Origin of the sequence: Paenibacillus turpanensis (assembly GCF_011421635.1) — a bacterium.
In the GTDB taxonomy this organism is placed as follows: domain Bacteria; phylum Bacillota; class Bacilli; order Paenibacillales; family YIM-B00363; genus Paenibacillus_AK; species Paenibacillus_AK turpanensis.
The window spans coordinates 17,326-41,294 of the sequence record NZ_WTLI01000019.1 but is presented as its reverse complement, the minus strand read 5'-3'; the positions used below and the strand labels follow the sequence as shown (position 1 = coordinate 41,294).

Annotated in this window: 26 protein-coding genes and 1 riboswitch; of the genes, 18 read left to right on the top strand and 8 right to left on the bottom strand. The window is 51.0% G+C overall.

The genetic code is table 11. The annotated features are described in order from the left end of the window. The first annotated feature begins 157 nt into the window (after nucleotides 1–157). Nucleotides 158–1,399: an MFS transporter gene (locus tag GQS10_RS17125; RefSeq protein WP_166244408.1), complete on the top strand. Its 1,242-nt coding sequence runs from the start codon at nucleotides 158–160 to the stop codon at nucleotides 1,397–1,399. Between the two features lie 117 nt (nucleotides 1,400–1,516). Here the strand turns inward: GQS10_RS17125 and GQS10_RS17120 are convergent, their stop codons facing one another. Next, complete coding sequence (locus tag GQS10_RS17120; protein ID WP_166244406.1) at nucleotides 1,517–2,422, bottom strand: SDR family oxidoreductase; 906 nt, start codon at nucleotides 2,420–2,422, stop codon at nucleotides 1,517–1,519. 147 nt (nucleotides 2,423–2,569) lie between these two features. On the opposite strand from GQS10_RS17120, the gene GQS10_RS17115 reads away from it, so the two are divergent. The 9 genes from GQS10_RS17115 to GQS10_RS17075 all read left to right on the top strand — a co-directional run bounded on the left by GQS10_RS17115 (nucleotide 2,570) and on the right by GQS10_RS17075 (nucleotide 9,590). Then, nucleotides 2,570–2,860: a magnetosome magnetite crystal formation protein family gene (locus GQS10_RS17115; RefSeq protein ID WP_166244405.1), complete on the top strand. Its 291-nt coding sequence runs from the start codon at nucleotides 2,570–2,572 to the stop codon at nucleotides 2,858–2,860. Between the two features lie 63 nt (nucleotides 2,861–2,923). After that, a complete protein-coding gene (locus GQS10_RS17110) occupies nucleotides 2,924–3,556 on the top strand; it encodes a hypothetical protein (protein WP_166244403.1) in 633 nt (210 codons plus the stop codon). 285 nt (nucleotides 3,557–3,841) lie between these two features. Beyond that, nucleotides 3,842–4,978: a zinc-dependent alcohol dehydrogenase gene (locus tag GQS10_RS17105; RefSeq protein ID WP_166244401.1), complete on the top strand. Its 1,137-nt coding sequence runs from the start codon at nucleotides 3,842–3,844 to the stop codon at nucleotides 4,976–4,978. 140 nt (nucleotides 4,979–5,118) lie between these two features. Next, nucleotides 5,119–5,286: a hypothetical protein gene (locus tag GQS10_RS17100; protein ID WP_166244399.1), complete on the top strand. Its 168-nt coding sequence runs from the start codon at nucleotides 5,119–5,121 to the stop codon at nucleotides 5,284–5,286. Between the two features lie 385 nt (nucleotides 5,287–5,671). Next, nucleotides 5,672–5,785: riboswitch (SAM riboswitch) on the top strand. A gap of 82 nt (nucleotides 5,786–5,867) precedes the next feature. Further along, entirely contained in the window at nucleotides 5,868–6,893 is a 1,026-nt protein-coding gene (locus GQS10_RS17095; RefSeq protein ID WP_341805091.1) for a methionine ABC transporter ATP-binding protein, read from the top strand. A gap of 43 nt (nucleotides 6,894–6,936) precedes the next feature. Then, nucleotides 6,937–7,611: a methionine ABC transporter permease gene (locus GQS10_RS17090; RefSeq protein WP_166244568.1), complete on the top strand. Its 675-nt coding sequence runs from the start codon at nucleotides 6,937–6,939 to the stop codon at nucleotides 7,609–7,611. 46 nt (nucleotides 7,612–7,657) lie between these two features. Further along, nucleotides 7,658–8,506: a MetQ/NlpA family ABC transporter substrate-binding protein gene (locus GQS10_RS17085; RefSeq protein WP_166244395.1), complete on the top strand. Its 849-nt coding sequence runs from the start codon at nucleotides 7,658–7,660 to the stop codon at nucleotides 8,504–8,506. A 156-nt stretch (nucleotides 8,507–8,662) separates the two neighbouring features. Then, complete coding sequence (locus GQS10_RS17080; RefSeq protein WP_166244393.1) at nucleotides 8,663–9,277, top strand: DUF3990 domain-containing protein; 615 nt, start codon at nucleotides 8,663–8,665, stop codon at nucleotides 9,275–9,277. Then, entirely contained in the window at nucleotides 9,246–9,590 is a 345-nt protein-coding gene (locus tag GQS10_RS17075; RefSeq protein ID WP_166244391.1) for a hypothetical protein, read from the top strand. Before GQS10_RS17080 ends, GQS10_RS17075 begins: the two co-directional genes overlap by 32 nt. A 109-nt stretch (nucleotides 9,591–9,699) precedes the next feature. On the opposite strand, the gene GQS10_RS17070 is transcribed toward GQS10_RS17075, so the two are convergent. The 4 genes from GQS10_RS17070 to GQS10_RS23710 all read right to left on the bottom strand — a co-directional run bounded on the left by GQS10_RS17070 (nucleotide 9,700) and on the right by GQS10_RS23710 (nucleotide 12,680). Next, the gene (locus tag GQS10_RS17070; protein WP_166244389.1) at nucleotides 9,700–10,977 is read right to left on the bottom strand and encodes a glycosyl hydrolase family 28-related protein; all 1,278 of its coding nucleotides are present in this window, start codon (nucleotides 10,975–10,977) and stop codon (nucleotides 9,700–9,702) included. Between the two features lie 137 nt (nucleotides 10,978–11,114). Further along, nucleotides 11,115–11,999: a polysaccharide deacetylase family protein gene (locus GQS10_RS17065; protein ID WP_166244387.1), complete on the bottom strand. Its 885-nt coding sequence runs from the start codon at nucleotides 11,997–11,999 to the stop codon at nucleotides 11,115–11,117. 46 nt (nucleotides 12,000–12,045) lie between these two features. Further along, a complete protein-coding gene (locus GQS10_RS17060) occupies nucleotides 12,046–12,297 on the bottom strand; it encodes a hypothetical protein (protein WP_166244385.1) in 252 nt (83 codons plus the stop codon). Continuing rightward, entirely contained in the window at nucleotides 12,294–12,680 is a 387-nt protein-coding gene (locus GQS10_RS23710) for a DUF1540 domain-containing protein (protein WP_341805090.1), read from the bottom strand. The genes GQS10_RS17060 and GQS10_RS23710 overlap by 4 nt, the downstream gene beginning before the upstream one ends. Nucleotides 12,681–12,838: 158 nt before the next feature. Here GQS10_RS23710 and GQS10_RS17050 point away from each other — a divergent pair, with 158 nt between their 5' ends. Genes GQS10_RS17050 through GQS10_RS17040 form a run of 3 tightly spaced genes read left to right on the top strand, consistent with a single transcriptional unit; the run spans nucleotide 12,839 to nucleotide 15,238 of the window. Further along, nucleotides 12,839–13,309 carry a hypothetical protein gene (locus GQS10_RS17050; RefSeq protein ID WP_166244383.1) on the top strand — a complete coding sequence of 157 codons (471 nt, stop codon included), beginning with the start codon at nucleotides 12,839–12,841 and terminating at the stop codon, nucleotides 13,307–13,309. Between the two features lie 52 nt (nucleotides 13,310–13,361). Next, nucleotides 13,362–13,874 carry an MEKHLA domain-containing protein gene (locus tag GQS10_RS17045; protein WP_243735229.1) on the top strand — a complete coding sequence of 171 codons (513 nt, stop codon included), beginning with the start codon at nucleotides 13,362–13,364 and terminating at the stop codon, nucleotides 13,872–13,874. Between the two features lie 47 nt (nucleotides 13,875–13,921). Beyond that, nucleotides 13,922–15,238 carry a deoxyguanosinetriphosphate triphosphohydrolase family protein gene (locus tag GQS10_RS17040; protein ID WP_166244381.1) on the top strand — a complete coding sequence of 439 codons (1,317 nt, stop codon included), beginning with the start codon at nucleotides 13,922–13,924 and terminating at the stop codon, nucleotides 15,236–15,238. A 100-nt stretch (nucleotides 15,239–15,338) separates the two neighbouring features. On the opposite strand, the gene GQS10_RS17035 is transcribed toward GQS10_RS17040, so the two are convergent. Next, nucleotides 15,339–15,806, bottom strand: coding sequence for a type II toxin-antitoxin system VapC family toxin (locus GQS10_RS17035; protein WP_166244379.1), 468 nt, complete (start codon nucleotides 15,804–15,806; stop codon nucleotides 15,339–15,341). Beyond that, the gene (locus GQS10_RS17030; RefSeq protein WP_166244377.1) at nucleotides 15,781–16,134 is read right to left on the bottom strand and encodes a hypothetical protein; all 354 of its coding nucleotides are present in this window, start codon (nucleotides 16,132–16,134) and stop codon (nucleotides 15,781–15,783) included. Before GQS10_RS17030 ends, GQS10_RS17035 begins: the two co-directional genes overlap by 26 nt. Nucleotides 16,135–16,386: 252 nt before the next feature. Between GQS10_RS17030 and GQS10_RS17025 the strand changes: the two genes are divergently transcribed. The 4 genes from GQS10_RS17025 to GQS10_RS17010 all read left to right on the top strand — a co-directional run bounded on the left by GQS10_RS17025 (nucleotide 16,387) and on the right by GQS10_RS17010 (nucleotide 20,462). Continuing rightward, nucleotides 16,387–16,857, top strand: a complete 471-nt coding sequence (locus GQS10_RS17025) for a hypothetical protein (protein ID WP_166244375.1) — start codon at nucleotides 16,387–16,389, stop codon at nucleotides 16,855–16,857. A 167-nt stretch (nucleotides 16,858–17,024) separates the two neighbouring features. Continuing rightward, on the top strand, nucleotides 17,025–17,732 hold the full coding sequence (locus tag GQS10_RS17020; RefSeq protein WP_166244373.1) for a response regulator transcription factor: 708 nt from the start codon (nucleotides 17,025–17,027) through the stop codon (nucleotides 17,730–17,732). Next, a complete protein-coding gene (locus GQS10_RS17015; protein ID WP_166244371.1) occupies nucleotides 17,729–19,183 on the top strand; it encodes a sensor histidine kinase in 1,455 nt (484 codons plus the stop codon). Before GQS10_RS17020 ends, GQS10_RS17015 begins: the two co-directional genes overlap by 4 nt. Nucleotides 19,184–19,268: 85 nt before the next feature. Next, the gene (locus GQS10_RS17010; protein WP_166244370.1) at nucleotides 19,269–20,462 is read left to right on the top strand and encodes a DHH family phosphoesterase; all 1,194 of its coding nucleotides are present in this window, start codon (nucleotides 19,269–19,271) and stop codon (nucleotides 20,460–20,462) included. A gap of 132 nt (nucleotides 20,463–20,594) precedes the next feature. Here GQS10_RS17010 and GQS10_RS17005 read toward each other — a convergent pair whose 3' ends face one another. Further along, nucleotides 20,595–21,923, bottom strand: a complete 1,329-nt coding sequence (locus GQS10_RS17005; RefSeq protein ID WP_243735228.1) for a TrkH family potassium uptake protein — start codon at nucleotides 21,921–21,923, stop codon at nucleotides 20,595–20,597. A 252-nt stretch (nucleotides 21,924–22,175) separates the two neighbouring features. On the opposite strand from GQS10_RS17005, the gene GQS10_RS17000 reads away from it, so the two are divergent. Beyond that, on the top strand, nucleotides 22,176–23,780 hold the full coding sequence (locus tag GQS10_RS17000; protein ID WP_166244367.1) for a hypothetical protein: 1,605 nt from the start codon (nucleotides 22,176–22,178) through the stop codon (nucleotides 23,778–23,780). The last annotated feature ends 189 nt before the right edge of the window (nucleotides 23,781–23,969 follow it).

The window sequence follows — 23,969 nt, the reverse complement described above, 5'->3', positions numbered from 1 at the left end:
AACAGAACATGTTAGCTAGGAGCATATCCGTTGGCTGGCTTTTTTGCTGTTGTTTTTTGTTTTATTCGGGTGGTAACATAAGGAGCGGCGGCCGGCAAGCCGATTTGGTTGATTCGGCTGCTTCTTCTTTCTTACTTTCAACTTGGAGTGATGATACATGTCCAGCCAGAAGGCAGCCGCACCAGCGGGGGACACAGGAGCCGCTTTGGTGCATGCGACAAGGCGAGACCACGTGATTTTCGGCTTGGTTACGATTTTATACTGGTGCTCACTGTATACATACGTGCCGATTTTATCGCCTTATTTGTTGGAGGAGCTTGGGATCGGGGCTGCGATGACTGGCGTTATTCTGGGCAGCTACGGACTTGTGCAAATTGCGCTAAGGCTTCCCGCAGGTATACTCTCCGACCGGGTCGGCAGGAGGAAGCCGTTTATGGCGATCGGCTTGCTGTGCGGCGCATTGTCCTGCCTGCTGTTTGCGCTTGGCGCGAGTCCAGGCGGAGCGCTTGCCGGCCGGATCGTAAGCGGGCTCTGCTCCTCCGTCTGGGCCGCGTATACGGTGCTGTACGCGGCCTATTATCCAGCTCGGGAAGCCCCGCGGGCGATGGGGACGATCAGCTTTCTGATCGTCGCAGGCCAGCTTCTTGGCATGGGAGTGAGCGGCTGGCTGGCGGATCGGTACGGTTACACCGCGACCTTCTATGCGGGCGCAGCGGCCGGGGTGGTTGGTCTGCTTGCCGCAGCGCTGGTGAAGGAGCCGCCGGAGGGTGTGAAACGCCAGCCGATTGGCGTAGCTTCGCTGCTGTCCGGCATCCGTTCGCCGCAGCTGTGGAAGGTTTCGCTGCTTTCCATTATGGCCCACAGCGTTTTGTTTATCACGATGTTCGGGTTCACGCCGTCTTATGCAACGATTCATTTAGGCGCGTCCCGCTGGGAGCTCAGCTTGCTCAGCTTCGCATTTATGATTCCGCATGCCGCAGCCTCTTGGTTTTCAGGCAGGTGGATCGCGCCGAAAGCAGGCACATGGAAAACAATTTCGGCCGCTTTTTTATTTAGTGCGCTTTGTACGCTGCTCATCCCGTATACGGTTGATCTGAATCAGCTTTACCTTACCCAGATTGTGAATGGCTTTGCTCAGGGACTTCATTTTCCGTTATTTTTATCGTTATGTATCGCGGGGGTGGAACCGGCGCGTCAAGCGACCGCAATGGGGCTTTATCAAGCCGCGTATGCCATCGGCATGTTCGCAGGTCCGTTCGCCGCCGGCTTTGTCAATGATTGGCTGGGCCTTGAGGCAGGCTTCTGGCTGGGCGGGGGGATCGCAGCTGTATCGGTGCTTCTGACCGTATTTGTTGCACAAACATGGCAGAAGGCTTCTGCCGCAAAGACCGGGGCCTGAAACGAAGCCCTTTCTCCTTCACTGAAGTGCTTTTAAACCAAAATCTCCCCTCGAGCCGAGCGTTTCGGTCCGAAAGGGAGATTTTTTTCACCGTCTTCACTTTCATTCCTTGTGTCCCTAGGAGGAAATGTAATCTCCGCCGTTTACATGCAGGGTTTGCCCGGTAACATACCGCGAATCGTCGCTCGCGAGATAAACATAGGTTGGCGCCAGCTCGAACGGCTGTCCAGCCCGTTCCATCGGCGTATCGGCGCCGAACGTCTTCACGCGTTCCGCGGAAAAGCTGGAAGGGATCAGCGGCGTCCAGATCGGGCCGGGAGCAACGGCATTAACCCGGATTCCTTGATCGACAATGGACAAAGCGAGTGAGCGGGTAAATGAGACGATGGCGCCCTTCGTGGCGGAATAATCGATCAGCATTTTTTGTCCGCGATAGGCGGTAATGGAGGCGGTATTAATGATCGATGCGCCATTTTTTAGATAGGGAAGGGCTGCCTGCGTCATGAAAAAATACCCGAAAAAATTCGTGCGGAACGTTTGCTCAAGCTGCTCCTCCGAAATATCGAGAATACTATCCTGCGGATATTGAACCGCCTGGTTGTTGACGACCACGTCCAAACCGCCGAAGGCTTCCACCGTTCGCTGCACCGCCTGCTCATTAGCCGCCTTCGTGCGAAGATCAAGCGGAAGCAGCAGGCAGCCGGCGCCGAGTTCTTCGATGCGGGCCTTCGTTTCGGCGGCGTCCGGGTGCTCATACAGATAGGCAATCGCAACATTCGCGCCTTCCTTGGCGAACGCTACCGCCGTTGCTCGGCCGATCCCGCTGTCTCCGCCGCTGATGATAGCTGTGCGGCCTTTAAGCTTTCCGCTCCCTACATAGGCAGGATTTTCATATATAGGTCGGGGTACCATAATATACTCAAGGCCGGGCTGCTGCGGCTGGTGCTGTGGGGGAAAGGGAATCGGCTGCTGCCTGCACTCGGTCTCATGGCCATAGTATGGGTAAATCGGGTAATGCTGCATGTATGTGACCTCCTGGGGTTGAAAATATGTTCAGCAACAGTGTATTCGCCCAATTCTCCGTCGGTTCCAGGGAAAAACGAAACGAAAAAGTTGTCTTTCTCGTACATACAACATATCAACCGAGTTATTCCGAATGGAGGCATCGCAATGGAAACAAACAAAATTTTGTCCGCCTTAGCTTATTTGAGCATCTTTTTCGCCCCTTTTCTTGTGCCGATTATTATTTACTTTGTAACGAACGATCGAGAGGTGAAGCGCAATTCGTTAGAGGCACTATTGGCGCATTTGCTGCCGCTCGTTTCGATTTTCGGATTTGTGTTCCTCTTGGCGGGTTCTTTCATTGGAACGTTTACAGCAGTGTTTATCCTTCTCGCCATTCTTAGCACGATTTCTTTTATTTGGAGTGTTGTTCGCGGGATTCAAGTATTAATTCGATAGAATTAAAATACACTCATTAGGTCGTTTTTTGTCGGCATATATTTTTGCGGGTGGCGTAATTTCATGTTAAGATGGAAAAACAAGGAGGGAACAGCAATCATGAGCCAAAATGAAGAAATGAGTCATGAAGAGCAAGTGCAAGTATTGTTTCAGCATATTCAGCAAATGCTGTCCGAACGTTTTTCCGAGTATAAAGTGGATGGAGAAACTGCGGAACACCCGCTATACGGTACCTTGTTTGCGTTCCGCCTAAGCGGCGACGGCCGATCCTATTCCTGCGGCTTCTTTCTTTCCGAAATTATTAAAAAGCTGCAGGCTACTCCTGATCCCGAGCGCTGGATTTGCTCCTTTTTCTACGACAAAATTGATAATAATCTTATTCAGGGGTTCCCTGTACCACCTGAAAGTGAAGAGGACGCGAAGCGCCTGCTGGAGGAAAAGATTCTTCCAACCTGTATACAAACTGTAAAACAGGAATTTCCAGAGGAAGCGGTCCATTTTGATGTTGTTAATAACGAAGAGCATGGACCGATGCTTGAGGTTGGGCTCCCGAATATTAAAGAAGGCAACAATACATGCGCATTCCCGCTCACTTACTTGTATGCCCTTCACCATTTGAACCGGGATGCTTCAGAAGCGGTAGTGACCATGATCTACCGTCTGATGGATGAATACGAGGAAAAAGTCAAGGCATAAATGCTTGGAACTGCACCATTTAGCACTGCACCCCAATTGTTAGAAACTCATCTAACATTGGCGGTGCAGTTTTTTATTGGGCAAAACCGGTATTCGGACGTGGACGTACGGAGGCTGCAGCGGGTTTATGGTGGCGGATGGTTCGTCACAGCTATTATTCGTTCCTAGGTCATGCATATTGCGGTAAAGATAGCGAATTCTACAGAGTGAATAGTGCTCTAAGCCGTCTAATCTGTTCTAACCGCTGTTTGGTTCTGCGATCCTGTCCGAGAGGAGATCTTACGAATGAAGGCTGTGACGTATCAAGGGATAAAAGACGTTGTCGTCAAAGAGGTTGACGCTCCTAAAATCGAAAAGCGTGACGATATTATCGTACGAGTGACGAGTACGGCGATTTGCGGATCGGATTTGCATTTAATTCATGGCATGATTCCCAATTTACCGAATGGGGCGGTTATCGGGCATGAGCCGATGGGGATTGTAGAAGAAGCCGGACCCGATGTTACGCATGTGAAAAAAGGCGATCGGGTTGTCATCCCGTTTACCATCGCCTGCGGAACTTGCTTTTACTGCACACACAACCTGGAAAGCCAATGCGATAATTCGAATCCGCACGGAGAAGCAGGGGCCTATTTTGGCTATTCCGAAACCTTTGGCGGCTACGCAGGCGGGCAAGCTGAATATTTGCGGGTGCCATATGCAAATTTTGTACCGTTTCGCATCCCGGAATCGTGCGAGCTGGAGGATGAGAAGCTGCTCTTTTTATCCGATATCGTGCCTACCGCTTATTGGGGCGTAGATAACGCCGGGGTAAAACCGGGGGATACGGTAATCGTCCTTGGCTGCGGACCGGTTGGTCTGCTGGCGCAAAAATTCGCTTGGATGAAAGGGGCGAAGCGGGTCATCGCGGTTGACTATATCGGGTACCGGCTGGAACACGCGAAGCGCACCAATAATGTGGAAATCGTCAACTTTGAAGATGAGAAAAACATCGGCAACCATCTGAAGGAAATGACTAAGGGCGGTGCGGATGTAGTTATTGATTGTGTCGGCATGGACGGCAAGAAAACGTTGATCGAAATGGTGGAAACGGCTCTGCTGCTGCAGGGAGGAACGATGGGTCCGATCCTTATCGCCAGTCAGTGTGTGCGCAAAGGCGGGACAATTCAGCTTGTCGGCGTTTATGGCCTGCGCTACAATGCGTTTCCTTTGGGGGATCTATTTGCACGCAATATTACGTTGAAAATGGGACAGGCTCCGGTCATTCATTACTTGCCGAAGCTGTATGACGATATTGTTCATGAACGCTTTGATCCGACGACGATTATTACCCATCGTCTGCCCTTGTCGGAAGCGCGTGACGGATACGAGAAATTTGATACAAAGACGGATGATTGTATAAAAGTGGTATTGAAGCCTTAATACAAGCGCATATTACAACTGCGAATAGTAACTTAGCGGGATGTGAACGAGACCTTGCAGCGTAGTTCGTTCGAATAGAAGTGTGCTTGCACTGCAGGCTTGATTAAGGTTCCACCGCGATTAAAAAGGAGGGATATACGATGACGAACAGCTTGGACGCAATCCGCGCCGATCAGCAGAACTTCCTTGACAAGACGGATGATGAGGTTAAAGCGGTTCCTGCGACAACCGATGTAGACGAAGCGGTGGAAGCGATGACCGCACATATCAATAAATATGATGTGAACGAAAACGAAGAGCAGCAATAAATCGGGCGGTCGATGCGCGAGCTTGGTAGGAGTGAGGGGGGACGAATGCTTCGTGCCCCGCTTCGCTGCTACCGAGTGATTTCGGCGGGGGTGGAGCGTTAGGCGGAAGCCCCAGCCGGGGCTATCGGCTGACTAATACAAGTAATTTGTATTGTTGAAGCGGCGGGCGTGTTCGAAATGCCGACTAATACAAATTACTTGTATTAATTTTGCACACCCGTGATGCTTCAGCCACGGGGACAAGCCAGACTTGCCGGGAAGCCAATCGCTTTCCCAGCTGGTTCAATTTACCACACAAAAACCGTTGACAACTGATTTTCCATAGGGTAAATTTAGGTATAGTTTTTGACCCGATGTTTATTAATTCCATAAAGTGCTCAAGCACTTCTTATCCAGAGAGGCGGAGGGACAGGCCCGATGAAGCCCGGCAACCGGTATTGCTGCTGCAATACGTCATGGTGCCAATTCCTCAGAACGACAACGTTCTGGCAGATGAGAAGGGGAGTTCGCTGATCGATATAGCTGCCCCTGTTTTCTGCGGAAAACGGGGGCTTTTTATTTTGACAAAAGGAGGGATCCGTGTGAACGAAGTCATTCGACTGAAGCAAGTTTCGAAGCAGTATGTTTCGCGCAAAACGAGCGTAACCGCCCTTCAGCCCATTGATTTAACCGTGCATAAGGGAGAAATTTTTGGGATTATCGGGCATTCCGGCGCCGGAAAAAGTACGCTGCTGCGCTGCATCAATATGCTTGAGCGTCCGACGACCGGCAGTGTATACGTGAACGGCACGGAGCTTATGACGCTGGACAATGCTGGGCTGCAGCAGGCAAGACGGAGCATCGGCATGATTTTTCAGCATTTTGCGCTGTTATCTACGGCTACAGTAGCCGAAAACATAGCGTTTCCGCTGCAGCTGGCAAAGAAGCCGAAGCAGGAAATTGACCGCAAGGTGGATGAAATGCTTGCGTTGGTTGGTCTATCGGAGCATCGTCACCATTACCCCGCGCAGCTTTCCGGAGGCCAAAAGCAGCGGGTCGGTATCGCGAGAGCGCTGGCGAACGATCCGAGTGTACTGCTGTGCGACGAGGCGACCTCTGCGCTCGATCCGCAAACAACGCAGCAGATCCTTCAGCTGCTCCTCAAAATTAATCGTTCGCTTGGGCTCACGATCGTGCTGATTACGCACGAGATGAATGTGATCCGCGAGCTTTGCGATCGGGTCGCCGTCATTGAACGAGGTACGATTGTGGAAGAGGGCGTGGTTGCAGATGTGTTCTTGAACCCACAGCACCCCACGACTAAAGAATTTGTCGAGCAGACCGATGGACGGGCGGAGCTTCTTCGACCGGAGGAATTGCCGGAAGGCGGAAGCTCATCGATGATCCGGCTGACCTTCATTGGCGAGGATACGTACCGGCCGATTCTGCATGACGCGGTCAAACAGACTGATGTGTCTTTTGTCATTTTGCAAGGGACGGTCTCCAAGCTAAAGGATATTCCGTACGGTCAGCTTATTGTGCAGCTGGAAGGGGAGGAAAGCCAGGTAAAGCTGGCTATTCAAAAACTGCAGGAGCATGCAAGGGTGGAGGTGATCGGCAATGCTTGACGTGTTGGTGGGCGGATTGTACATGAAGCTGACAACTGCAGCAATGGCACTGGCCACGGGAACCTTTCAGGATATCGACTGGCCGGAAATCGGGCAGGCGACGACGGATACGCTGCTTATGCTGGGTTTATCAACCTTGTTTACGGTCATTCTTGGTGTGCCGCTCGGAATTTTGCTGTTTATGACCGCGAGAGGACAGGCGCTGCAAAATGCACTTATTCATTCATTCCTATCTTTCGTTGTGAATGTCCTGCGCTCCGTGCCTTTTATCATCCTCTTGATTATGCTGATTCCGGTCACTCGGCTGCTCGTGGGCACTTCGATCGGCGTGAAAGGTGCCATTCCACCGCTGGTGATTGCGGCGGCGCCGTTCTTTGCGCGATTGGTCGAGACGGCGCTGCGTGAGGTCGACCGCGGCGTAATCGAGGCCGCGCAGGCGATGGGTGCGACACGCTGGCAAATTGTGACGCGTGTGCTGCTTCCCGAGGCACGCACTGGAATTATTGCTGCAATTACAGTGACCGCAGTCGCACTGGTTTCCTATACAGCAATGTCCGGAGCCGTCGGTGGTGGCGGATTAGGCGACTTGGCCATCCGTTACGGCTACATGCGCTTCCGCACGGATATCATGTTTGTCACCGTTGTGATTTTGTTTGTTTTGGTGCAAATTCTGCAAATGGCCGGTGACCGGTACGTCCGGAAAATGAGCCGAAAATAAGCAGGGTTTCATATATTCAGAAGTAGAAAAAAGGGAGGAATCATCAATGAAAAAATCTGTTCTAATGCTGTTATCGCTTGTTCTTGCTTTTACGCTTGCGGCATGCGGCGCAAAGGAAGAAACGAAGCCGGCTGATCAGGCGGGCAAAGCGCAGGGCGGAGCCGAGCCGGCGAAGACAGTAAAGCTGACGGTTGGTGCGACGGAAGTTCCGCATTCCAAAATTTTAGAATTCGTAAAGCCAATGCTGAAGGAGCAAGGTGTTGAGCTGGAAATTAAGGTTTTCACCGACTACATCCAGCCGAACGTACAGGTGTTTGAGAAGCAGCTGGACGCAAACTTCTTCCAGCACAGTCCATACCTGGAGCTATTCAACAAAGACAATAAGATGGATTTGGTGAAGGTAGCCGGTGTTCATATCGAACCGTTCGGCGCATACTCCCAGAAAATCAAGACTGTGGATGAGTTGAAGGATGGCGCATCGGTTGCGATCCCGAACGATCCGACAAACGCGGGCCGTGCACTTGCTCTTCTTGAGAAAAACGGGCTTATTAAGCTTAAAGAGGGCGTTGGTGTAAGCGGCACTGTGAAGGACATCGTGGAAAATAAGAAAAACCTGAAAATCCGCGAGCTGGAAGCAGCGATGCTTCCCCGTGTACTTGCGGAGGTAGAGCTTGCTACGATCAACACAAACTACGCGCTGGAAGCGAAGCTGAATCCGACGAAGGACGCTCTTTTCATCGAGGGCAAGGATTCTCCTTATGTAAATATTTTGACTGCGCGTCCGGATAACCAAAATTCCGATGCGATGCAAAAGCTTGCGAAGGCGCTCAATTCCGCAGAAGTAAAAGCTTTTATCGAGAAGGAATACAAAGGTGCAGTAGTGCCGGCATTTTAATCAAATCATTGTAATTTGGAGGCTTCCGTATAAGGTACGGGAGCCTTTTTTCCATACATAGGGCCAAATGTCTTATATACTCACCCTAGGACATCGTATACATTACAGATATGGGGAAAATATTCTCGAAACCATGTATGGAGCGCTCATAAAAAGATGAAACAGGTCGAATTATCGGGTTATATTTATCATGGTACGTTGGATGTGTATGTGCCGAGCTTTCGCAGGAAGCTGCTGAATGCGGCATACTGGAACCCGAGAAGGGACTTCGGGGCCGGCTTGTATACCACCTCGAGCTTAATCCAGGCCAAGAAGTGGGCAAGATCCATGCAGGAAAAATATGCCGGGGTTGAAGCCGTTAATCCGGCCGTTCTTAAAATCCGCATTTTATCGGTTCCGCCGGAAGCCTTCTCCCTTCACTTTGTAACCGCAAATCATACGTGGGCTCATTTTGTCTATTCACATCGTTTGTATGCAACGGACAGCTACGATCCGTGCGGTCGCCATCCGGATATTATCAGCGGTCCGTTAGCTGATGGCAATACTGGAAAGCTGGTAGAGGATGCGATACAATTAAACAAAGACAGCGAATGGTTTTATGACCAAATCGTTCGCAATCAGCACGGAAAACCGATCGATCTTGTTAAATTGGGGGATCAGATCGTATACTGCAATGAAATGCTTGAAGCAAGCCTACGGTTGGATGGGTTCTATATATGGAAGGGAAGAAGGTGGGACTATGCTGAGAATGAGGACGCTAACGAGGCTTGACCGGTACGAACGCGGAATTGTCCGGAATTTGATCGAAGCCTATCATTATTCGGCGCCCGCGGCCCGCGCTTTGTTTATGGCATACCGCCCCGTTTTGAAGCTGATGGACCGCTATGACAGTAGTAAAGATTGGGCGGAACGCTTTCATCATGCGAAGCATAATGGGCTGACCGCTGACCAATGGGTGAAGCGGATTAAGAGGGTTCGCCGGGAGGAGCGGCATGAGAAATACGGCAGCCGGCAGGGAAGGCGTATTGCCGCAAGCACCACTCAAAAGAATAAAAAGGCGAGACGGGCAATTTTAGTCCGATAGTTTGCAATTTTGCAGGTTGAAAAAAGGCTTTTCCTCACTGATGTAGAGGAAAAGCCTTTTATGTTGGGACGCCTGTCAGACGAATGGGGTTAAACCGACCGCAATCATTCTAAAGCAGTATTGTATTCTCCCCTTGATCCGTCACCTCAGACTTGTTGCCGCTGCCCTCAATATGAGCAACGTATTGTTTTCGGCACGATTTTGAGGCGATCAGCACCGCTTGTTTTTTGCAGGAGTGAATGGAATTATGCAGGAGCCGGTTATTTTCGCTGTAGCTGTATGCCGCTTTGCCGTCGGCATCGATTGCGATTCCGATCTCCACCGTTCTAATATCGTTTTGGGAAAAGGTGTTTGTGTCAGTGTGAACGGCATAAATACCGGTCTTGACATCGGAAACAAAGTTTCCTTCTAAGCGATTGCCTGTAGGCTTGCCGACGCCGGGGCTCCCGCTTCCGCTAAGTGTGATGCCGCTTGCCGGTCCTTTTTCGATGAAATTGTCGGCAACCAGATTGCGTGAACACAATCCCTCAAGACGAATGGCATCGCCTTCTCGTATGCTTTGAATCCGGTTGCTGCAAATGGTATTTCCGCTGCAAGACTTCTCTTTGCCAATTAAGCGGATCGCCGCTCCTTTGCATTCGTAGAACATATTATCACTGACAGTAAAACCGTTCGAATCGTTAATTAAATGAACGCCGCTCTGTTGTGTATCTTCAAAACGGTTGGATCGAATTTGAGTGCCGAAACCGCCCTTGCAAAGGAGGGCAATGCCTTCTTCTGCCTGTTCATAAGTATACATCTTCGTAAAGGTACAATCGCTAATACTTGCTTCATTGCAGTTTTCCAGTAAAAGTGCATTGGCGAATTGCTTAAAGCTGCAGTTTGTAATCGAGAGGCGAGAGGACTTGGAGGCCTGCAAGGCTCGCTCAATTTGGTCATAAACAGCGCCGACGCTTAACAAGCCCTCAAACCCGATATCTGAAATACTAATATTCTCACTATTGTCAATAGCGCGAAACATTGTGAGATAAGTTTTACCGGCAATAATCTTCGTAAGATTTTGTCCGTCGCCGACCAAACGGATATTCGAATTGATCATAACAATGGTGTTAATATAGTAGTTTCCCGCTGGAAGATATACGGTTCCTCCACCGTTAGTGGTTGCCGCATAAATTGCTTTTTGAATTGCTTCTGCTCCGTTTTGATGATACCTGTTCCCGTCCGCTGCACCGTAGTCTTTCACATTGTAAACGGAGGAGGAAGGGGAGACTGTACCGGAGGCGCGGGCAGTGCCCTCCAATAAACCTCCTGCGGTTGCGTAGGTTAGCCCAGCAGCGCCTAATGCGGTAAGAAGCTTTCGTCTTGAGATGGGTTTTTCAGTGTCCATATCAATATCCTCCATCTTTCTAGTAATCTATGAGAATATTGTAGCACATTATCTTAGATTTCGGCACGATTCGCTGGAGGTGCCGAATTGAAGGGGAAGCCGAACTTGAAAACTCAAAAAGGCCGCATCGAAGCGGCCTACTTACGTTCGGGGATGCCTAGCATCTGCGGAATGGTGACAAAGCGGAGACCCTTGTTTTTGAGCTGCGGAATCAGCTGGTCCACCGCCTCTACCATATCGGATAAATCCTGCGACCAATGCCCTCCGCTGTGCATAAGGATAATGGCGCCCGGATGCAGCTGTTCCAGCACAGTCTGTTGAACCGTGCCGGCATCCGCTTGTGTCCAGTCGCGTGAATCCACGGACCATCCGATTACACGAAAGTTCATCTTCTCCAGCTCGCGCAGGACGTCTTCATTGAGACCGCCGTATGGCGGACGGAAGAGCCTCGGTGAGTATCCGACCGTGCTTTGGATAATCTTGTCCGTTTGCGCAGCCTCCCAGCGCAGCCTTTGGATATTTTCCTGATACAGCTTCGGATGCCAGTACGTATGATTCCCTAGAGAATGACCCTCACGTACGATCCGTTTCGTGACGCTCGGGTGCCCTTCCACACGCGAGCCCATCACGAAGAAGGTTGCTTTCACCTTATGCTTTTTCAGCACGTCCAGAACCTTTGGGGTATAAATACCGTCCGGACCGTCGTCAAACGTCAAAGCGACCGTCTTGCTATTGGGATCGCCGTGCAGCATAAGAACACCGGGAAACCTGCTCTGCAGTAACGTGTTGCTTGCCGGCTGGGCCGCTCTTCCGTTTTGCTCCGTACCAGCAGTCAGCATGCTCATGTGCGATCCGTTTGTTCCGTCGCCGCTAAATGCGGAGGATAACGTATACGGATCGGTGGAGCGGTGGGTAACAGGGACTCCTGTTGAGCCATGGCTGCCCGAAGCCGACGAACACCCGGCGGCAAGCAGGAGCGACAGCAAAGCAGCGCCAGTTTGAGCCAAAAAACGTTGTGACATGGATTCTACCCTCCTGTAAAAGGTTGGTCGTATAGGGGATGGAATCTTACTTGTCAGGCACTTCCATTGTCGGATAGCTCGAAGACTCGACCTCAACCTTGCTGCCAACCGAGTGCGCCCAGCTGAGGAAGGCTTTACCGTTTACGACGCGTTCGCCCTGCTGATTTTGAATCGGGAAGCACCCTTGGCGTGCCAGATCTTCAATCGTCGCCATGCCAAGTCCCGTCATGCCCGAAAGCACCTCGAGCGGATATTGGGTCGCTTCATCAAGCTCCTTCGTTTTCATTTCGTATATCATGCGTTCGCTCTCCTTGAGAAGGTTTTGCAATTCGTATCCTGGCATTCGTCGCTATGCAGCCCGTTTACCTCGATTGCTTCCGCCACGCATCTTGCGCCTTCGGCCCAATACTCGCAGGACGATACGGTACACGAAATCGAAGGCGACACAAGATATTCCGGATTTACGAGCCCGGCGATGGTTCCTGCCACATTCATATTGTCTGCGGAGCCTAAGTAACTGAACACATTTCGAGCATGGGTGAAAGATTTGCACATCGTCTGCTCGACGACTTGAGACATGGCGGTTTCTTCCTCGTGCATGATGTCGATATTGCCTGCGCTGCAGCGGTCGCCGTACAAATAATGCGTACATGTGTTAACGATACATTTTACAGTGGTCACAAACCGTCACCTGCCTTTTGTGTTGGATACATGTACTTTGCCCTTTGGATAAAGAACCCATACGCTCCATAGACAGGATAAAATGATGGTGTCGGTAGGGATAATGAAAATAGTGTCGAATATGATACCATTGTTATTTTTCTCATCAGGAGGATCCTATGTCGGAAACAAATAAGGAACGGGAGCGGGCATCGTTCGGCGACCAAATCCGCAGCCGTTTCGAGCTGCAAAGCGCGGAAACAAGACACGCCATCGATCAAGCGGAACGGGAGCTCGAGCGGGAGCGTTCGATTCATTTATACATTGAGAATCATAAGGATTCATTTTTTGCCGGTGTAATTGATCCAAGAGAGTGGGACCTGCGGACTCAATTCGAGCAAACGAGAGCGATGCTGAAGGAAGCGCAAACGGTAGAAGAGGTAGACCATTTATATCAAGAGGCGCAGCGGGTACTGAAGCTCATGTCGACTCCGTGGCTTTATGTGCTGTCAGGAGTTCGGAACGGAGGAAGAACGCTTATTTCACTTCATTTGACAGCGGAATATGCGGAACGAAGGCTGAGGGAAGCAGAAGACTTATACACCGGATTGAGAATTGAAAAGTATGAGCTTGAAATAGAGAAGGAATAGATTGTCCTAAAAAATCGGACAGTATAACAAGTTGTTTTGCAGGGAGTGCCGGATGGCACGGAAGCGGGATGGGGGCAAAATGGAGCATTGGCAAAAGGCGATTCGGGCGTCTTCATCAAGCACACGAACAAATGAAGAGCATGCCAGACTTTTGGTCGAAAGCTATGAAAAGCTTTTGGGAAGGCCATTGTTGGAGCCTGGTAACGGAACGCTGGCGGAGCGGCTGTTCCATTCGAAGATGGTGGTTTTGTCTCACGGGACGGAGGCTGACCCGATCTTGAATTACGGGAACGCGGCTGCGCTGAAGCTGTGGGAAATGGATTGGGACCGGTTTACATCCACTCCATCGAGGTACACGGCTGAAGCATTGATTCGGGCAGACCGTGAGCGGTTTATGGCTGCGGTAAGCGAGCAAGGATATGCTGATCATTATACGGGCGTACGAATATCTGCGACGGGGCGTAGATTTACGATTCAACGGGCAGCGGTGTGGAACGTTACGGACGAACTGGGCAACGCGATCGGGCAGGCTGCGGCCTTTCCTGAATATACATATTTACCGTAGATTGGAAGTAGATAAAGCTACAGCGGCAGTGAGTGGAGGACATATTGATGGATATACGAAAAATCCGGCTGGACGATACGGAGCTGATTCAGCCAAGTGAGGATCGCGACGAATACGACAAGGACTATGCCAGACTAATTCAATCGCCCGCGTTTCGCAGACTTCAGGGGAAGTCGCAGGTATTTGGTGCGGGATCAGGCGACTATTACCGGACCCGGCTGACCCATTCCATCGAAGTATCGCAGATTGCCCGCGAGGTTTCGCGACGTTTGGGGCGGATGTATCCGTTTCTAGCCAACAAGGAGCACCCCGGTCTCATGCTGGAGCCCGAGGTGGTGGAATGCGCATCGCTTGCGCATGACCTGGGCCATCCGCCGTTCGGGCATAAAGGGGAAGAGGTGCTGCATCATCTATTGACGGCGGAGCATGGTATTCCGTACGAGGGCAATGCGCAAAACTTTCGAATTCTCATGTTTTTGGAAAAAAGGGCGGGCAGCGAAAGCGGACTTAATTTGTCGGCAGCGGTGCTTCTCGCCGTGAATAAATATCCGTTTAGCCTGGAAGAGCCCGGGCGAAACAAGGGTGTCTATGGTATGGAATGGGAAGGCATCCACCAGCTTCGCCAGCTGTGGAACATGCCTGTCGGCTGTGCGACATTAGAAGCGCAGCTGATGGATTTATGCGATGATATCGCCTATTCCACCCATGATATCGAGGACGGAATTCGTGCCGGCAAAATCCAGATGAATAAAGTGTTTTTCGAGGATGACCGCTTGGTTGACGAGGTCATTCAAGAAATTATTAATGATACGGGGAATATCGGTGTCGGCTGGGAAAAGGCGGACATGAAAGCGCTCGTCAAGCGCGTGCTGGTCGATTACCAAGAGCAGTGGGAATCGATTTATATTCAATGCGGCCGCGAGGCATCCCGCGCACGACGGGAGATGAAGGCCAGATGGGTCAGCCGATTCGCCAACGGCGTTGGGATCATTGACGATCCGTCTACAGGCTGGAAACGGATTACGTTGGTCCGCGACGGGGCCGAGGATACCGAGCTTCTTCGTACGATGGAAATTTTGAAGAAGCTGGCTTGGGTAACGATGATTAAAGATTTTCGGGTACAGCGTCTGCAAAAACGCAGCGAAATTATGCTTCAACGGCTCTGGGACAGCTTTAAGCATTACGATACGGGAAAGCTGATCATCCCGCCGGATTGGCTGGAGAGCTACGAACGGCAAAAAGGAAAATGGACGTGGGAACGCTTGATTGCCGATTATATTTCTGGGATGACGGATTCTTACGCCGAGAAGGTGTATTCCGAGCTGTTCGCCAGTAGAATCGGGTCCATTTACGAGAGAGATTAGGCGGATTATAAAAAAAAGGACCGACTTTCGGGAACGATGCCTCGATCGATAAGGGCATGCCGGGAGTCGGTCTTTTTTATTTGCGTTAGAGCTTTGGGGCCTACAAAACACTGGGAATGACCTTAATTTCTGGGTTTAGGACCGGGAGCTGCTTGTAGGTGCTGTTAAACGTAAAAATTCGTTTAATGCCGTAACGCAGCATAACGACGACGGTAAGAGCTTCGCTTAGGGAAAATTGGAACTGCGGCGCTTCGGCAACGAACTGCTTGGCCTTCTGTTCTAATTCGGTAGGAACCGCGAGCACGCTGAGGGACTCTTTTTCAATCGCTTTGTTCATCACATGGAAAAAGGCATCAGCATGGTCGTAGTCATAATGGTTACGCAGCCATTCGTGAATGTCGAAAATGACGGCGTTCGTCGTTACTAAGTGACGGTCTAAATCATCCAAATCGTACAGCACCGAGCGAGCCTTCCTATACTTTGGATGCACCGGGTCCATGAAAGCTGTAATGACAGATTGATCGATAAATACAGAATCGGCGTTATCCAGTCGTGGGGTGGTTGTCATCGCACTCCTCCTTCTTTTTTTGCAGGTGAATGGTGGTGATCATTGAGTCAAGGGAGAGGAGAGGATTCTGCTTCCAGCGCTGCGTGTCAGGTATAGAGCCAGCGGAGTGCAGCTCCTCTAATGAAGAATGAATCAAGCGTGAAGCGGCCTCCTCAATCGAAATGTGGCAGCGCTCAGCCATTTCTTTGCATTTGTCGTAAGCGTCGGGTTGAAGCTCGATGGATATCGTTTTAGGAATACTCTCATTTTCCTTCATTAAGCCGGCTGCAGAAGTTTTGAGATGATCCCAGGCTTGCTTTACAGCTTCTTGAATTGTTGCTTTGTCCATCACTTCAGCTCCCCTTTCCTAACAAAATCGAACAAGCTTTGTTAAAAGCTTCGTAATGCGAAGCTATTTTGCAGGGGTCGTGATGTCCGGGGGATCAGACAAATCATTTTTTAACTTTTTTTAAAGATTTGATTGCAATTTGATTACGGAATGGTCATTTTTTCCGTGTAAAGTGATAGTTGTCGGGGGGAACAAACGCCTAAGAGAATCTTCGGACCGACAGAGAAGCATATGCTGAAAGGAGAATGATCGATGAAGAATTGGATGAAGGGGATTTTAGGGGCGGTACTTGCGTTTGGATTAATGACAGGCTGTAATAACAATTCCGGAACACCGGCTACGGGCGGCGAACTTGAGGAGCCGTCGGTACCATCCTCCACTACGCTTCCTTCGGAGGGGGGCAGCGATCCGTCGACCGGTTCGCCAAGCAGCTCTCTGCCATCGAGCGGTGCATCGAAGGACTCCGACAAGGAAACCACGAGTTCGCCGAGCAGCAGCACGGATTCTAAAGACTCCGGAGCAGCTGCTACAGACGATAAGGATACAGGAGCAGCAGGTTCCGGCAGCCTCTCGGGAAAGGGTCAGTCGGACTCCAGTAGCTCCAGCAGCTCTAGCAGCTCTAGCAGCTTGAGACCAGGCTCGACCGATGCGAAATCTGATGCGAATTCCGGTTCGGATACGGGCACAGCTGGCGAAAGCAAGTTAACGGAAACGAAAAAATAATCAAAACATCGGATTCCACGTAACGACGAATAGCATGTAAACATACGTAGGCGCTGCTCTCTCCCGGAGCAGCGTTTTTACTATTTTTATATAAAAAATGGATAATACCCCCTAAAACGAAGTGTTAGCTGCGAAAAGGATAAGGATAACGAGAGGAGGAGTACGAAATGAATGGGCTCAAAGTGTTAATTGCTGACGATGATCCCAACGTGCGTGAAATTATCCGACTTTATTTTGCCAAGCAGCAAATTAAACTGATCGAAGCGCACGACGGTGCATCCGCCTTACATAAGTTAGAGGAAGAAAAGCCTGATATTATTATTTTGGACGTCATGATGCCGGGGATGGACGGCTACGAAACATGCCGTGAGATCAACAAACGGGCGGACATCCCGATCATTATGCTTACGGCTAAGGGCGATGAATTCGACCGCGTGCTCGGTTTGGAGCTAGGGGCGGACGATTATGTGACCAAGCCGTTCAGTCCGCGTGAGCTGGTGGCGCGAATAAAGGCGGTCGTCCGCCGGATGGAAAAGGGGAGGCAGTCCGCCGCCAAGGAGGAAACGCCGAGCTGCTTGGAAAGCGGCGGCTTAACGCTGCACCTGGAGCGCCGTGAGGTCACGGCCAACGGAGAGAAAATCGTGCTCCGCCCGAAGGAGTTTGAGCTGCTGGCTTATATGATGAAATCGCCGGGAACCGTGTATACCCGCGAGCAGCTGCTGGAACGGGTATGGGGCTACGATTTCTTAGGCGATATCCGCACCGTGGATGTACATATTAAAAAGCTGCGTGAAAAGCTGGTGATTTGGAAAGTAGATTGCCTGCAGACGGTATGGGGAGTCGGATACAAATTTGACTCGGAGTCTGGCGCATGAATATTAACCGGAGCATTTTTCGCAAGCTGCTGTTCAGCTTTACGGCAACGGTCCTGCTTGGTTTATGCGCAGTAGGTTTACTGCTTTCCTACTATACGAAGGATTACATTACGGAGTCGAAAAAAGCGGAGCTGCTGCGGCAGGCGAAGAAAATCAATTTGTCGCTGCAAAATATGCCGGTGATGGACGAAGATGCGAAGCAGCTGCTCATGTTCTTTGATCAATCCTTCGATACGCGAATTTGGGTGTTTGACGAAATGGGACAAATTGTTGCGACCTCCTCCAAGGAAGAGGTGTATGTCGGCAAATCGGTTGACCCGTCCATCGTCCGCAAAGTATCCAAAGGCGAAGACGCCGTGCTGAATTTGCAGTTTGAAGGGTTAAAGGAAACGATGCTGTCGGTTTCCGTTCCATGGGGCAAGGGCAATGTCGTATACGGAGGGATCGTGCTGCATGCGCCGATTACGGGCATATCTGAAACGATCACCTACCTGCGGGAAACGATTCTTTGGGTTACCCTTTTTGGACTCGTGGTTTCCATCACAATGGCATCCGTCATTTCCTGGACGATCTCGAGGCCGCTTCGGGCAATCGATATGGCGGCAGCCAAGATCGCGCTTGGGGATTACAGCGAACGGCTGGAGATTAAGTCCAAGGATGAGATCGGCGATTTGGCGGAAACGATTAATCATATGGTCGAGAAGCTGGCCAAAATTGATGCGGAAAAACGGAAGCTGGAGAGTGTTCGGAGTGATTTTCTAGCGAATGTCTCTCATGAGCTCCGCACTCCGCTGACCGCCATGCAGGGTTTTCTTGAGGCGCTGCAGGATGACTTGATCGAGGAGACAGGCAGGGCGAAGTATTACGAAATTATGTACAATGAGACCCTGCATATGAATCGGCTCGTTGACGATATGCTGGATCTGATGAAGATGGAAAACAATGAAATTACCCTTTTTAAAACTGGAGCAGATATGGAAGCCCTGATGCAGAAATCGGTGTTTAAATTTGGGCCGGAAGCAAATGAAAGAGGCACGGAGCTTCAGCTTCGGGTGGAGAGGGGACTGCCGAAAGCTTACGCGGATCCCGATCGAGTGGAGCAAATTTTTAACAACCTGATTACGAATGCAGTCAAGTTCACAGAAAACGGCGTGATCACCTTATCGGCTGTAAAAGACGGCAGAGATATCGTTATTCGTGTTGAAGATACAGGGGAAGGAATTTCTGCAGAGGATCAGGAGATGATCTGGGAGCGCTTCTTTAAGGTGGACCGCGGCAGATCCAAAAAATACGGGGGCACCGGTCTTGGTCTGGCCATCGTAAAGCGGCTGGTTGAGCTGCACGACGGTACGATTTCAGTACACAGCGAGTTGGGGCGGGGCACCACGTTCGAAGTACGGATTCCAAGCTTAGAAGGCCGGGAAGGAAGGAAACTTGCCGCATCCGAATAAATCATGGCCTATTCATGCAAAATGAACCCATGGCTTGCTCACAAGTCAGCCTCACGATGACTATGAATCAGGAGACGTTGATGACATGTATCTTATCTTATCGCATAACGACTTGGATGGCGTGAGCTGTGGTATTGTTGCACGATGTGCCTTTGGAGCGAAAGCGGACTTGCGCTACAACTCTGTCGAAGGGCTGGATCATCAAGTGAAGCGTTACCTGGAAACCTTCAAAGAGAAGGGGACCCAGGCAGATTATTTGTTTATTACGGACTTATCCGTGAATGAAGAAAATGAAGCGGGTTTAACCGAATACAGCGAAGCAGGCGGGAAGGTAAAGCTGATTGACCACCATAAGACGGCGCTGCATTTGAACCGGCATCATTGGGGTTCCGTGCAGGTGCAGTACGATGACGGACGTCTTGCTTCCGCTACTTCTTTATTTTATGACTACTTGATTCAGCACGGCTTACTCACCCCGAACGCGGCGCTTGACGAGTATGTTGAGCTGGTGCGGCAGTACGACACTTGGGAGTGGGATGAAAAGGGAAATACGAAAGCGAAGCGGTTGAACGACCTGTTTTATTTGCTTTCCATTGACGAGTTTGAAGAAAAAATGGTGGAGCGTCTGCAGCGTCAAGATTCCTTTGACTTTGATGATTTTGAGCAAAAAGTATTGGATATGGAAGAGGAAAAGATCGAGCGTTATGTCCGCAGGAAGCGCCGCGAGCTGGTGCAAACCTTTATCCAGGAGCGCTGCGTCGGGATTGTACATGCGGAATCGTATCATTCGGAGCTTGGCAACGAGCTTGGGAGAGACAATCCTCATTTCGACTATATTGCGATTATCAATATGGGGGGCAGAAAGATAAGCTTCCGAACGATTCACGATCATATTGATGTATCCGAAATCGCCGGTGTTCATGGAGGCGGGGGCCATGCGAAGGCGGCGGGCTGCTCCTTGACGAAGGACGCCTATAAGCTGTATGTCGGCGAACCGTTTCTGCTGGAGCCCGTGCGGGTGGATGCCTTTCGTAACGTTTACAATGTAAAGGGCTCGCCTTTTGGCTGCTTATATGACAACCGCAAGGGCGATCTCTTCTTCATTTATGCAAACCGCAGCGAATGGGTGGTGGAAATGAACGGAGAGAAGGAGAGCGGTTCCTATGCTTCCTTCGAGGAGGCGGAAATGTACATGAAGCGGAACTATCAAGCGTCGCTTGTTAGAGACGAGCGGTTTGTTAAGCATTTGATGCAGTTTCGAGCGGGGAAAACGCGGTAAATGCGAGGTAAGAACATATATTCTTGAGTTGGAGCGGTCCATGCTCGGGCGCACCTGCTTAACAACAAAGGGCTGGAGACTTCTCCGGCCCTTTTGCATTGGATACGGGCTGTGCCGTAATGGTAAGTGACGTCACCCGATAATCAAATCTTCTTTAGGGTAACGGATTTGCACTTGCTTTCTGTTGGAGCGGAACATAAAGAGCAAGGAAAGTACGCCGATCCGGCCGATAAACATGAGCAGAATCAGAACAATTTTTCCCGCTGAGGACATACCCGGAGTGATGCCGAGCGACAACCCGCTTGTTCCGAAAGCGGAGCATACCTCGAAAATCAGTGCGCTGAACGGAACTTGGCCCGATTCAAATATGTCGAGCAAAACAGCACTGCCTGCCACGAGCAGCGTCGCCACGGTAAATACGACAAAGCTTTTAATAATATCCTCTTGCTTGATTCTGCGATGGAAGGTTCTTACCTCCTGACGCCCCATGGCGTAATTAACGACGGTCAGGACGATGACGGCAAACGTCGTTGTCCGAATGCCGCCGCCGACACTGGAGGGACTTGCTCCGACAAACATGAGGAAGGAGAGCACCATTTGTGTCGGCACGCTGAACTCGGAAATATCCGCTGTGGCCAAGCCGCCGCTTCGCGTCGTCACGGAATTGAACAAGGCGAAGTACATTTTTTGATGCCAGGGAATATCGGCGAAGAACAGGCGATCCTCGATCACTAAAATACTGAGCATTCCGAACGCAATAAGCAAAATAAACATGATGCTTGTCGTTTTCGTATAGAGTGAGAAACGAAAACGTTCATGTTTGCTTATGACATACTCCCGTAGCTCCATCAGTACCGGAAAGCCGATGGCGCCCAGCACAAGCAGCAGGATCGTTATCGTCTGCACGACATAATCATCAGAAAAGCGGTACAGCGAGTCGCCAAATATATCGAAGCCGGCATTCGTAAACGAGGAAATAGAGTGAAACACACCGTGGACAAATGCGGTAGACCAATCCTCGAAGTGACCTGATATCTTAAAATACAGACCCAGCAATAACGCGCCGATTGCTTCGATCACAAGAATCAGCATAATTATTATTTTAGCCAGTTGAACGAGACCGGACAGATTGCTGCGGTTTTGGTCGATCATCATCAACCGGCGGTGGGACAAGCCGATGTTCCGTCCAAGCAGCAGCCATAGAAAGGTGCCCAGCGTCATAATGCCGATTCCGCCTACCTGGAAGGAAAGCAGCAGTACGATTTTTCCGAAGCTGTTGAAGGTTTCCGCTGTGCTTACAACGGTAAGCCCGGTGACACTGATGGCGCTCGTTGCTGTAAACAAGGCGTCTAGCGGGGAAAGACGCACTCCATCGTATAAGCTGATCGGTAAATAAAGCAAAATACTAAATACAAGAGTTGAGGCCAAATAACCAAACACGATCAGTTGAGTAGGTGTCATTTGTTGAAAGAAACGCTTTAAAGACATGAAATCCTCCAATAAGCACATGATTCTTTACCATAATACCGGAAAAAAAGCGGAAACAAAAGAAAACGAAGCGAAAACCTCCCCTTGACTTTTGTCTAACGATGTAGAAAGGGAGTGTTCGGATAATCATCGAATTGCTTTTCGAGCAAACCGGTTGAAAATGTAGAAGAGCGGAACTAAAATGGTGGAAAACGATTTCCATCCATAAGAGGCGGTGTCATAATCATGCAAGGACAGCAGGAGAAGGCAAAAACATATATCGGGATTGCGGCCGACAGCATTGAGCATATGATGGAGCAGGCGAAGGACCGATACGGAGCGAAGCAAACCCCTTTGTTTGCCGATGGGTTTCAGGTCGATACGTTTGAACCGGTTCGGTGGAAGTCGAATGGCGAGGTTTGGACGCTTTCGAACCTGGGTAACCAGCAGAACTGGCTCCGCAGCTTGGCCGGATTAAGCGCTTTAACGGGCGATTCGAAATATAAGCAGCGGGCACTTGAGGCGGTACGGTATGGACTTGATCAGCTGCGTTACGGCGATTTGCTGTATTGGGGCGGCCATCTTGCTTTTGATTTGGAGGAAAAGCGGCCGGTGCATGCTTCCGATAAAGGTCCGCAGCATGAGCTGAAATGCCACTATCCTTTTTATGATTTGATGTATGAAGCAAATCCGCAGCACGCGGTTCGTTATATTGAGGCGTTCTGGGACAGCCATGTGCGAGACTGGGGCAATCTGGAATTTAACCGTCACGGGCAGCCGCGGGAGCGTGAAGCTGGCTACTGCGTGTGGGATAATGTCTACGGCGGCGAAGAAGTATTTTTTACGGCGGAGGGCCTCACCTTTATTAATGCGGGAAGCGATTTGTATTACGCGGCTGCGGAGCTGTACCGGCTGAACGGCAATGAGAAAGCGCTGCTTTGGGCCAAACGTATGGCGCAGCGGTACGCGGATACCCGCCATCCGGAAACGGGGATGGGCGGTTATCAGTTCAGCATTTCCGTGCTTCCTGGTCGCCGGGGGGATCGCGCGATCGATCAGTTTGCCGGCCAGCTGGAGGGGCATCGGGTCATTGAAGCGACGCTGTCGGTTGCTCGCCAGGTGCACACCATTACGGCGGAAGCGGCGCTTTGCCGGCTGGAGCTGGCCGAAGGGCTTGGTGAGGCTGGAGCGGAGTTTCTGCGCTGGGCGGTCGAGGATTTGCTTGCGTATGGGCGCCATTCCTATGATATGGCGGATCACTGCTTTCATCCGGTGCTGACCGACGGCACGCGGTTAACCGGACTGGAGCTGCTGCGGGACGGCTATTACGGCAAGCAGGGGGAGAAGCTGGCAGCGGCGAAAGCCGACTTCATCCAGCTGTGGTCTTACGCGAAGGCGTACCGGCTGTCGCGGGAGCCGGAGCTGTGGCAGCTTGTGCGCAGCATGGCGGCGGGCCGCGGCCTCGGCGAGATCGGTGAGCAGCCGGGCGGGGCCCCGGCGCTCACCGGCTCGGCCTGCGGGGAGCCGGCCGCCATCTTCGCGCTGCTGGAGCTTTACCGCGCCACGGGCGGCGCGGCGTTTCTCGCTGCGGCATGCGAAGCGGCCGATGCGATGGTTGCCGCGCGGCTGCACAAGCGCGTCTTCCTCGCGCAGCCGGACTTCGCTTATGCGAAGCTGGACGCGATTGAGCCGCTGGCGCTGCTGCATTTGGCCGCGGAGCTGGCCGGCCGCCCAGGCAGTGTGCCGGTGTACAGCGGGGGCAAGGCGTTCTTCGGAGCGGCGCATGACGGATACGGACACGAAGTGGATACGCAATTTGTGTACCGCCGCCTTCTCGGTGAAACGGTGTAATTGTGCTATAACGATCTAATCGTCATAACAAGCTAAATCGGAAGATCACGAAAGCGTCGATCAGCTCGGCGCTTTTTGTTTTGGTTAACCGCCTGCTTCAACCTCCTTGTACCTAGACTAAAGTCTAGTCCCAAAACCAACAAAAGTTGGATTACTTTTCCTTTAACTTCTGCTATAACAAATAGAGAG

What these genes read in the sequence shown, in the direction of transcription:
- GQS10_RS17125 (WP_166244408.1), top strand. Translation starts at nt 158, where the DNA reads ATGTCCAGCCAGAAGGCAGCCGCACCAGCGGGGGACACAGGAGCCGCT.
- GQS10_RS17120 (WP_166244406.1), bottom strand. Translation starts at nt 2,422, where the DNA reads ATGCAGCATTACCCGATTTACCCATACTATGGCCATGAGACCGAGTGC.
- GQS10_RS17115 (WP_166244405.1), top strand. Translation starts at nt 2,570, where the DNA reads ATGGAAACAAACAAAATTTTGTCCGCCTTAGCTTATTTGAGCATCTTT.
- GQS10_RS17110 (WP_166244403.1), top strand. Translation starts at nt 2,924, where the DNA reads ATGTTAAGATGGAAAAACAAGGAGGGAACAGCAATCATGAGCCAAAAT.
- GQS10_RS17105 (WP_166244401.1), top strand. Translation starts at nt 3,842, where the DNA reads ATGAAGGCTGTGACGTATCAAGGGATAAAAGACGTTGTCGTCAAAGAG.
- GQS10_RS17100 (WP_166244399.1), top strand. Translation starts at nt 5,119, where the DNA reads ATGACGAACAGCTTGGACGCAATCCGCGCCGATCAGCAGAACTTCCTT.
- GQS10_RS17090 (WP_166244568.1), top strand. Translation starts at nt 6,937, where the DNA reads ATGGCACTGGCCACGGGAACCTTTCAGGATATCGACTGGCCGGAAATC.
- GQS10_RS17085 (WP_166244395.1), top strand. Translation starts at nt 7,658, where the DNA reads ATGAAAAAATCTGTTCTAATGCTGTTATCGCTTGTTCTTGCTTTTACG.
- GQS10_RS17080 (WP_166244393.1), top strand. Translation starts at nt 8,663, where the DNA reads ATGAAACAGGTCGAATTATCGGGTTATATTTATCATGGTACGTTGGAT.
- GQS10_RS17075 (WP_166244391.1), top strand. Translation starts at nt 9,246, where the DNA reads ATGCTGAGAATGAGGACGCTAACGAGGCTTGACCGGTACGAACGCGGA.
- GQS10_RS17070 (WP_166244389.1), bottom strand. Translation starts at nt 10,977, where the DNA reads ATGGACACTGAAAAACCCATCTCAAGACGAAAGCTTCTTACCGCATTA.
- GQS10_RS17065 (WP_166244387.1), bottom strand. Translation starts at nt 11,999, where the DNA reads ATGTCACAACGTTTTTTGGCTCAAACTGGCGCTGCTTTGCTGTCGCTC.
- GQS10_RS17060 (WP_166244385.1), bottom strand. Translation starts at nt 12,297, where the DNA reads ATGATATACGAAATGAAAACGAAGGAGCTTGATGAAGCGACCCAATAT.
- GQS10_RS17050 (WP_166244383.1), top strand. Translation starts at nt 12,839, where the DNA reads ATGTCGGAAACAAATAAGGAACGGGAGCGGGCATCGTTCGGCGACCAA.
- GQS10_RS17045 (WP_243735229.1), top strand. Translation starts at nt 13,362, where the DNA reads ATGGCACGGAAGCGGGATGGGGGCAAAATGGAGCATTGGCAAAAGGCG.
- GQS10_RS17040 (WP_166244381.1), top strand. Translation starts at nt 13,922, where the DNA reads ATGGATATACGAAAAATCCGGCTGGACGATACGGAGCTGATTCAGCCA.
- GQS10_RS17035 (WP_166244379.1), bottom strand. Translation starts at nt 15,806, where the DNA reads ATGACAACCACCCCACGACTGGATAACGCCGATTCTGTATTTATCGAT.
- GQS10_RS17030 (WP_166244377.1), bottom strand. Translation starts at nt 16,134, where the DNA reads ATGGACAAAGCAACAATTCAAGAAGCTGTAAAGCAAGCCTGGGATCAT.
- GQS10_RS17025 (WP_166244375.1), top strand. Translation starts at nt 16,387, where the DNA reads ATGAAGAATTGGATGAAGGGGATTTTAGGGGCGGTACTTGCGTTTGGA.
- GQS10_RS17020 (WP_166244373.1), top strand. Translation starts at nt 17,025, where the DNA reads ATGAATGGGCTCAAAGTGTTAATTGCTGACGATGATCCCAACGTGCGT.
- GQS10_RS17015 (WP_166244371.1), top strand. Translation starts at nt 17,729, where the DNA reads ATGAATATTAACCGGAGCATTTTTCGCAAGCTGCTGTTCAGCTTTACG.
- GQS10_RS17010 (WP_166244370.1), top strand. Translation starts at nt 19,269, where the DNA reads ATGTATCTTATCTTATCGCATAACGACTTGGATGGCGTGAGCTGTGGT.
- GQS10_RS17005 (WP_243735228.1), bottom strand. Translation starts at nt 21,923, where the DNA reads ATGACACCTACTCAACTGATCGTGTTTGGTTATTTGGCCTCAACTCTT.
- GQS10_RS17000 (WP_166244367.1), top strand. Translation starts at nt 22,176, where the DNA reads ATGCAAGGACAGCAGGAGAAGGCAAAAACATATATCGGGATTGCGGCC.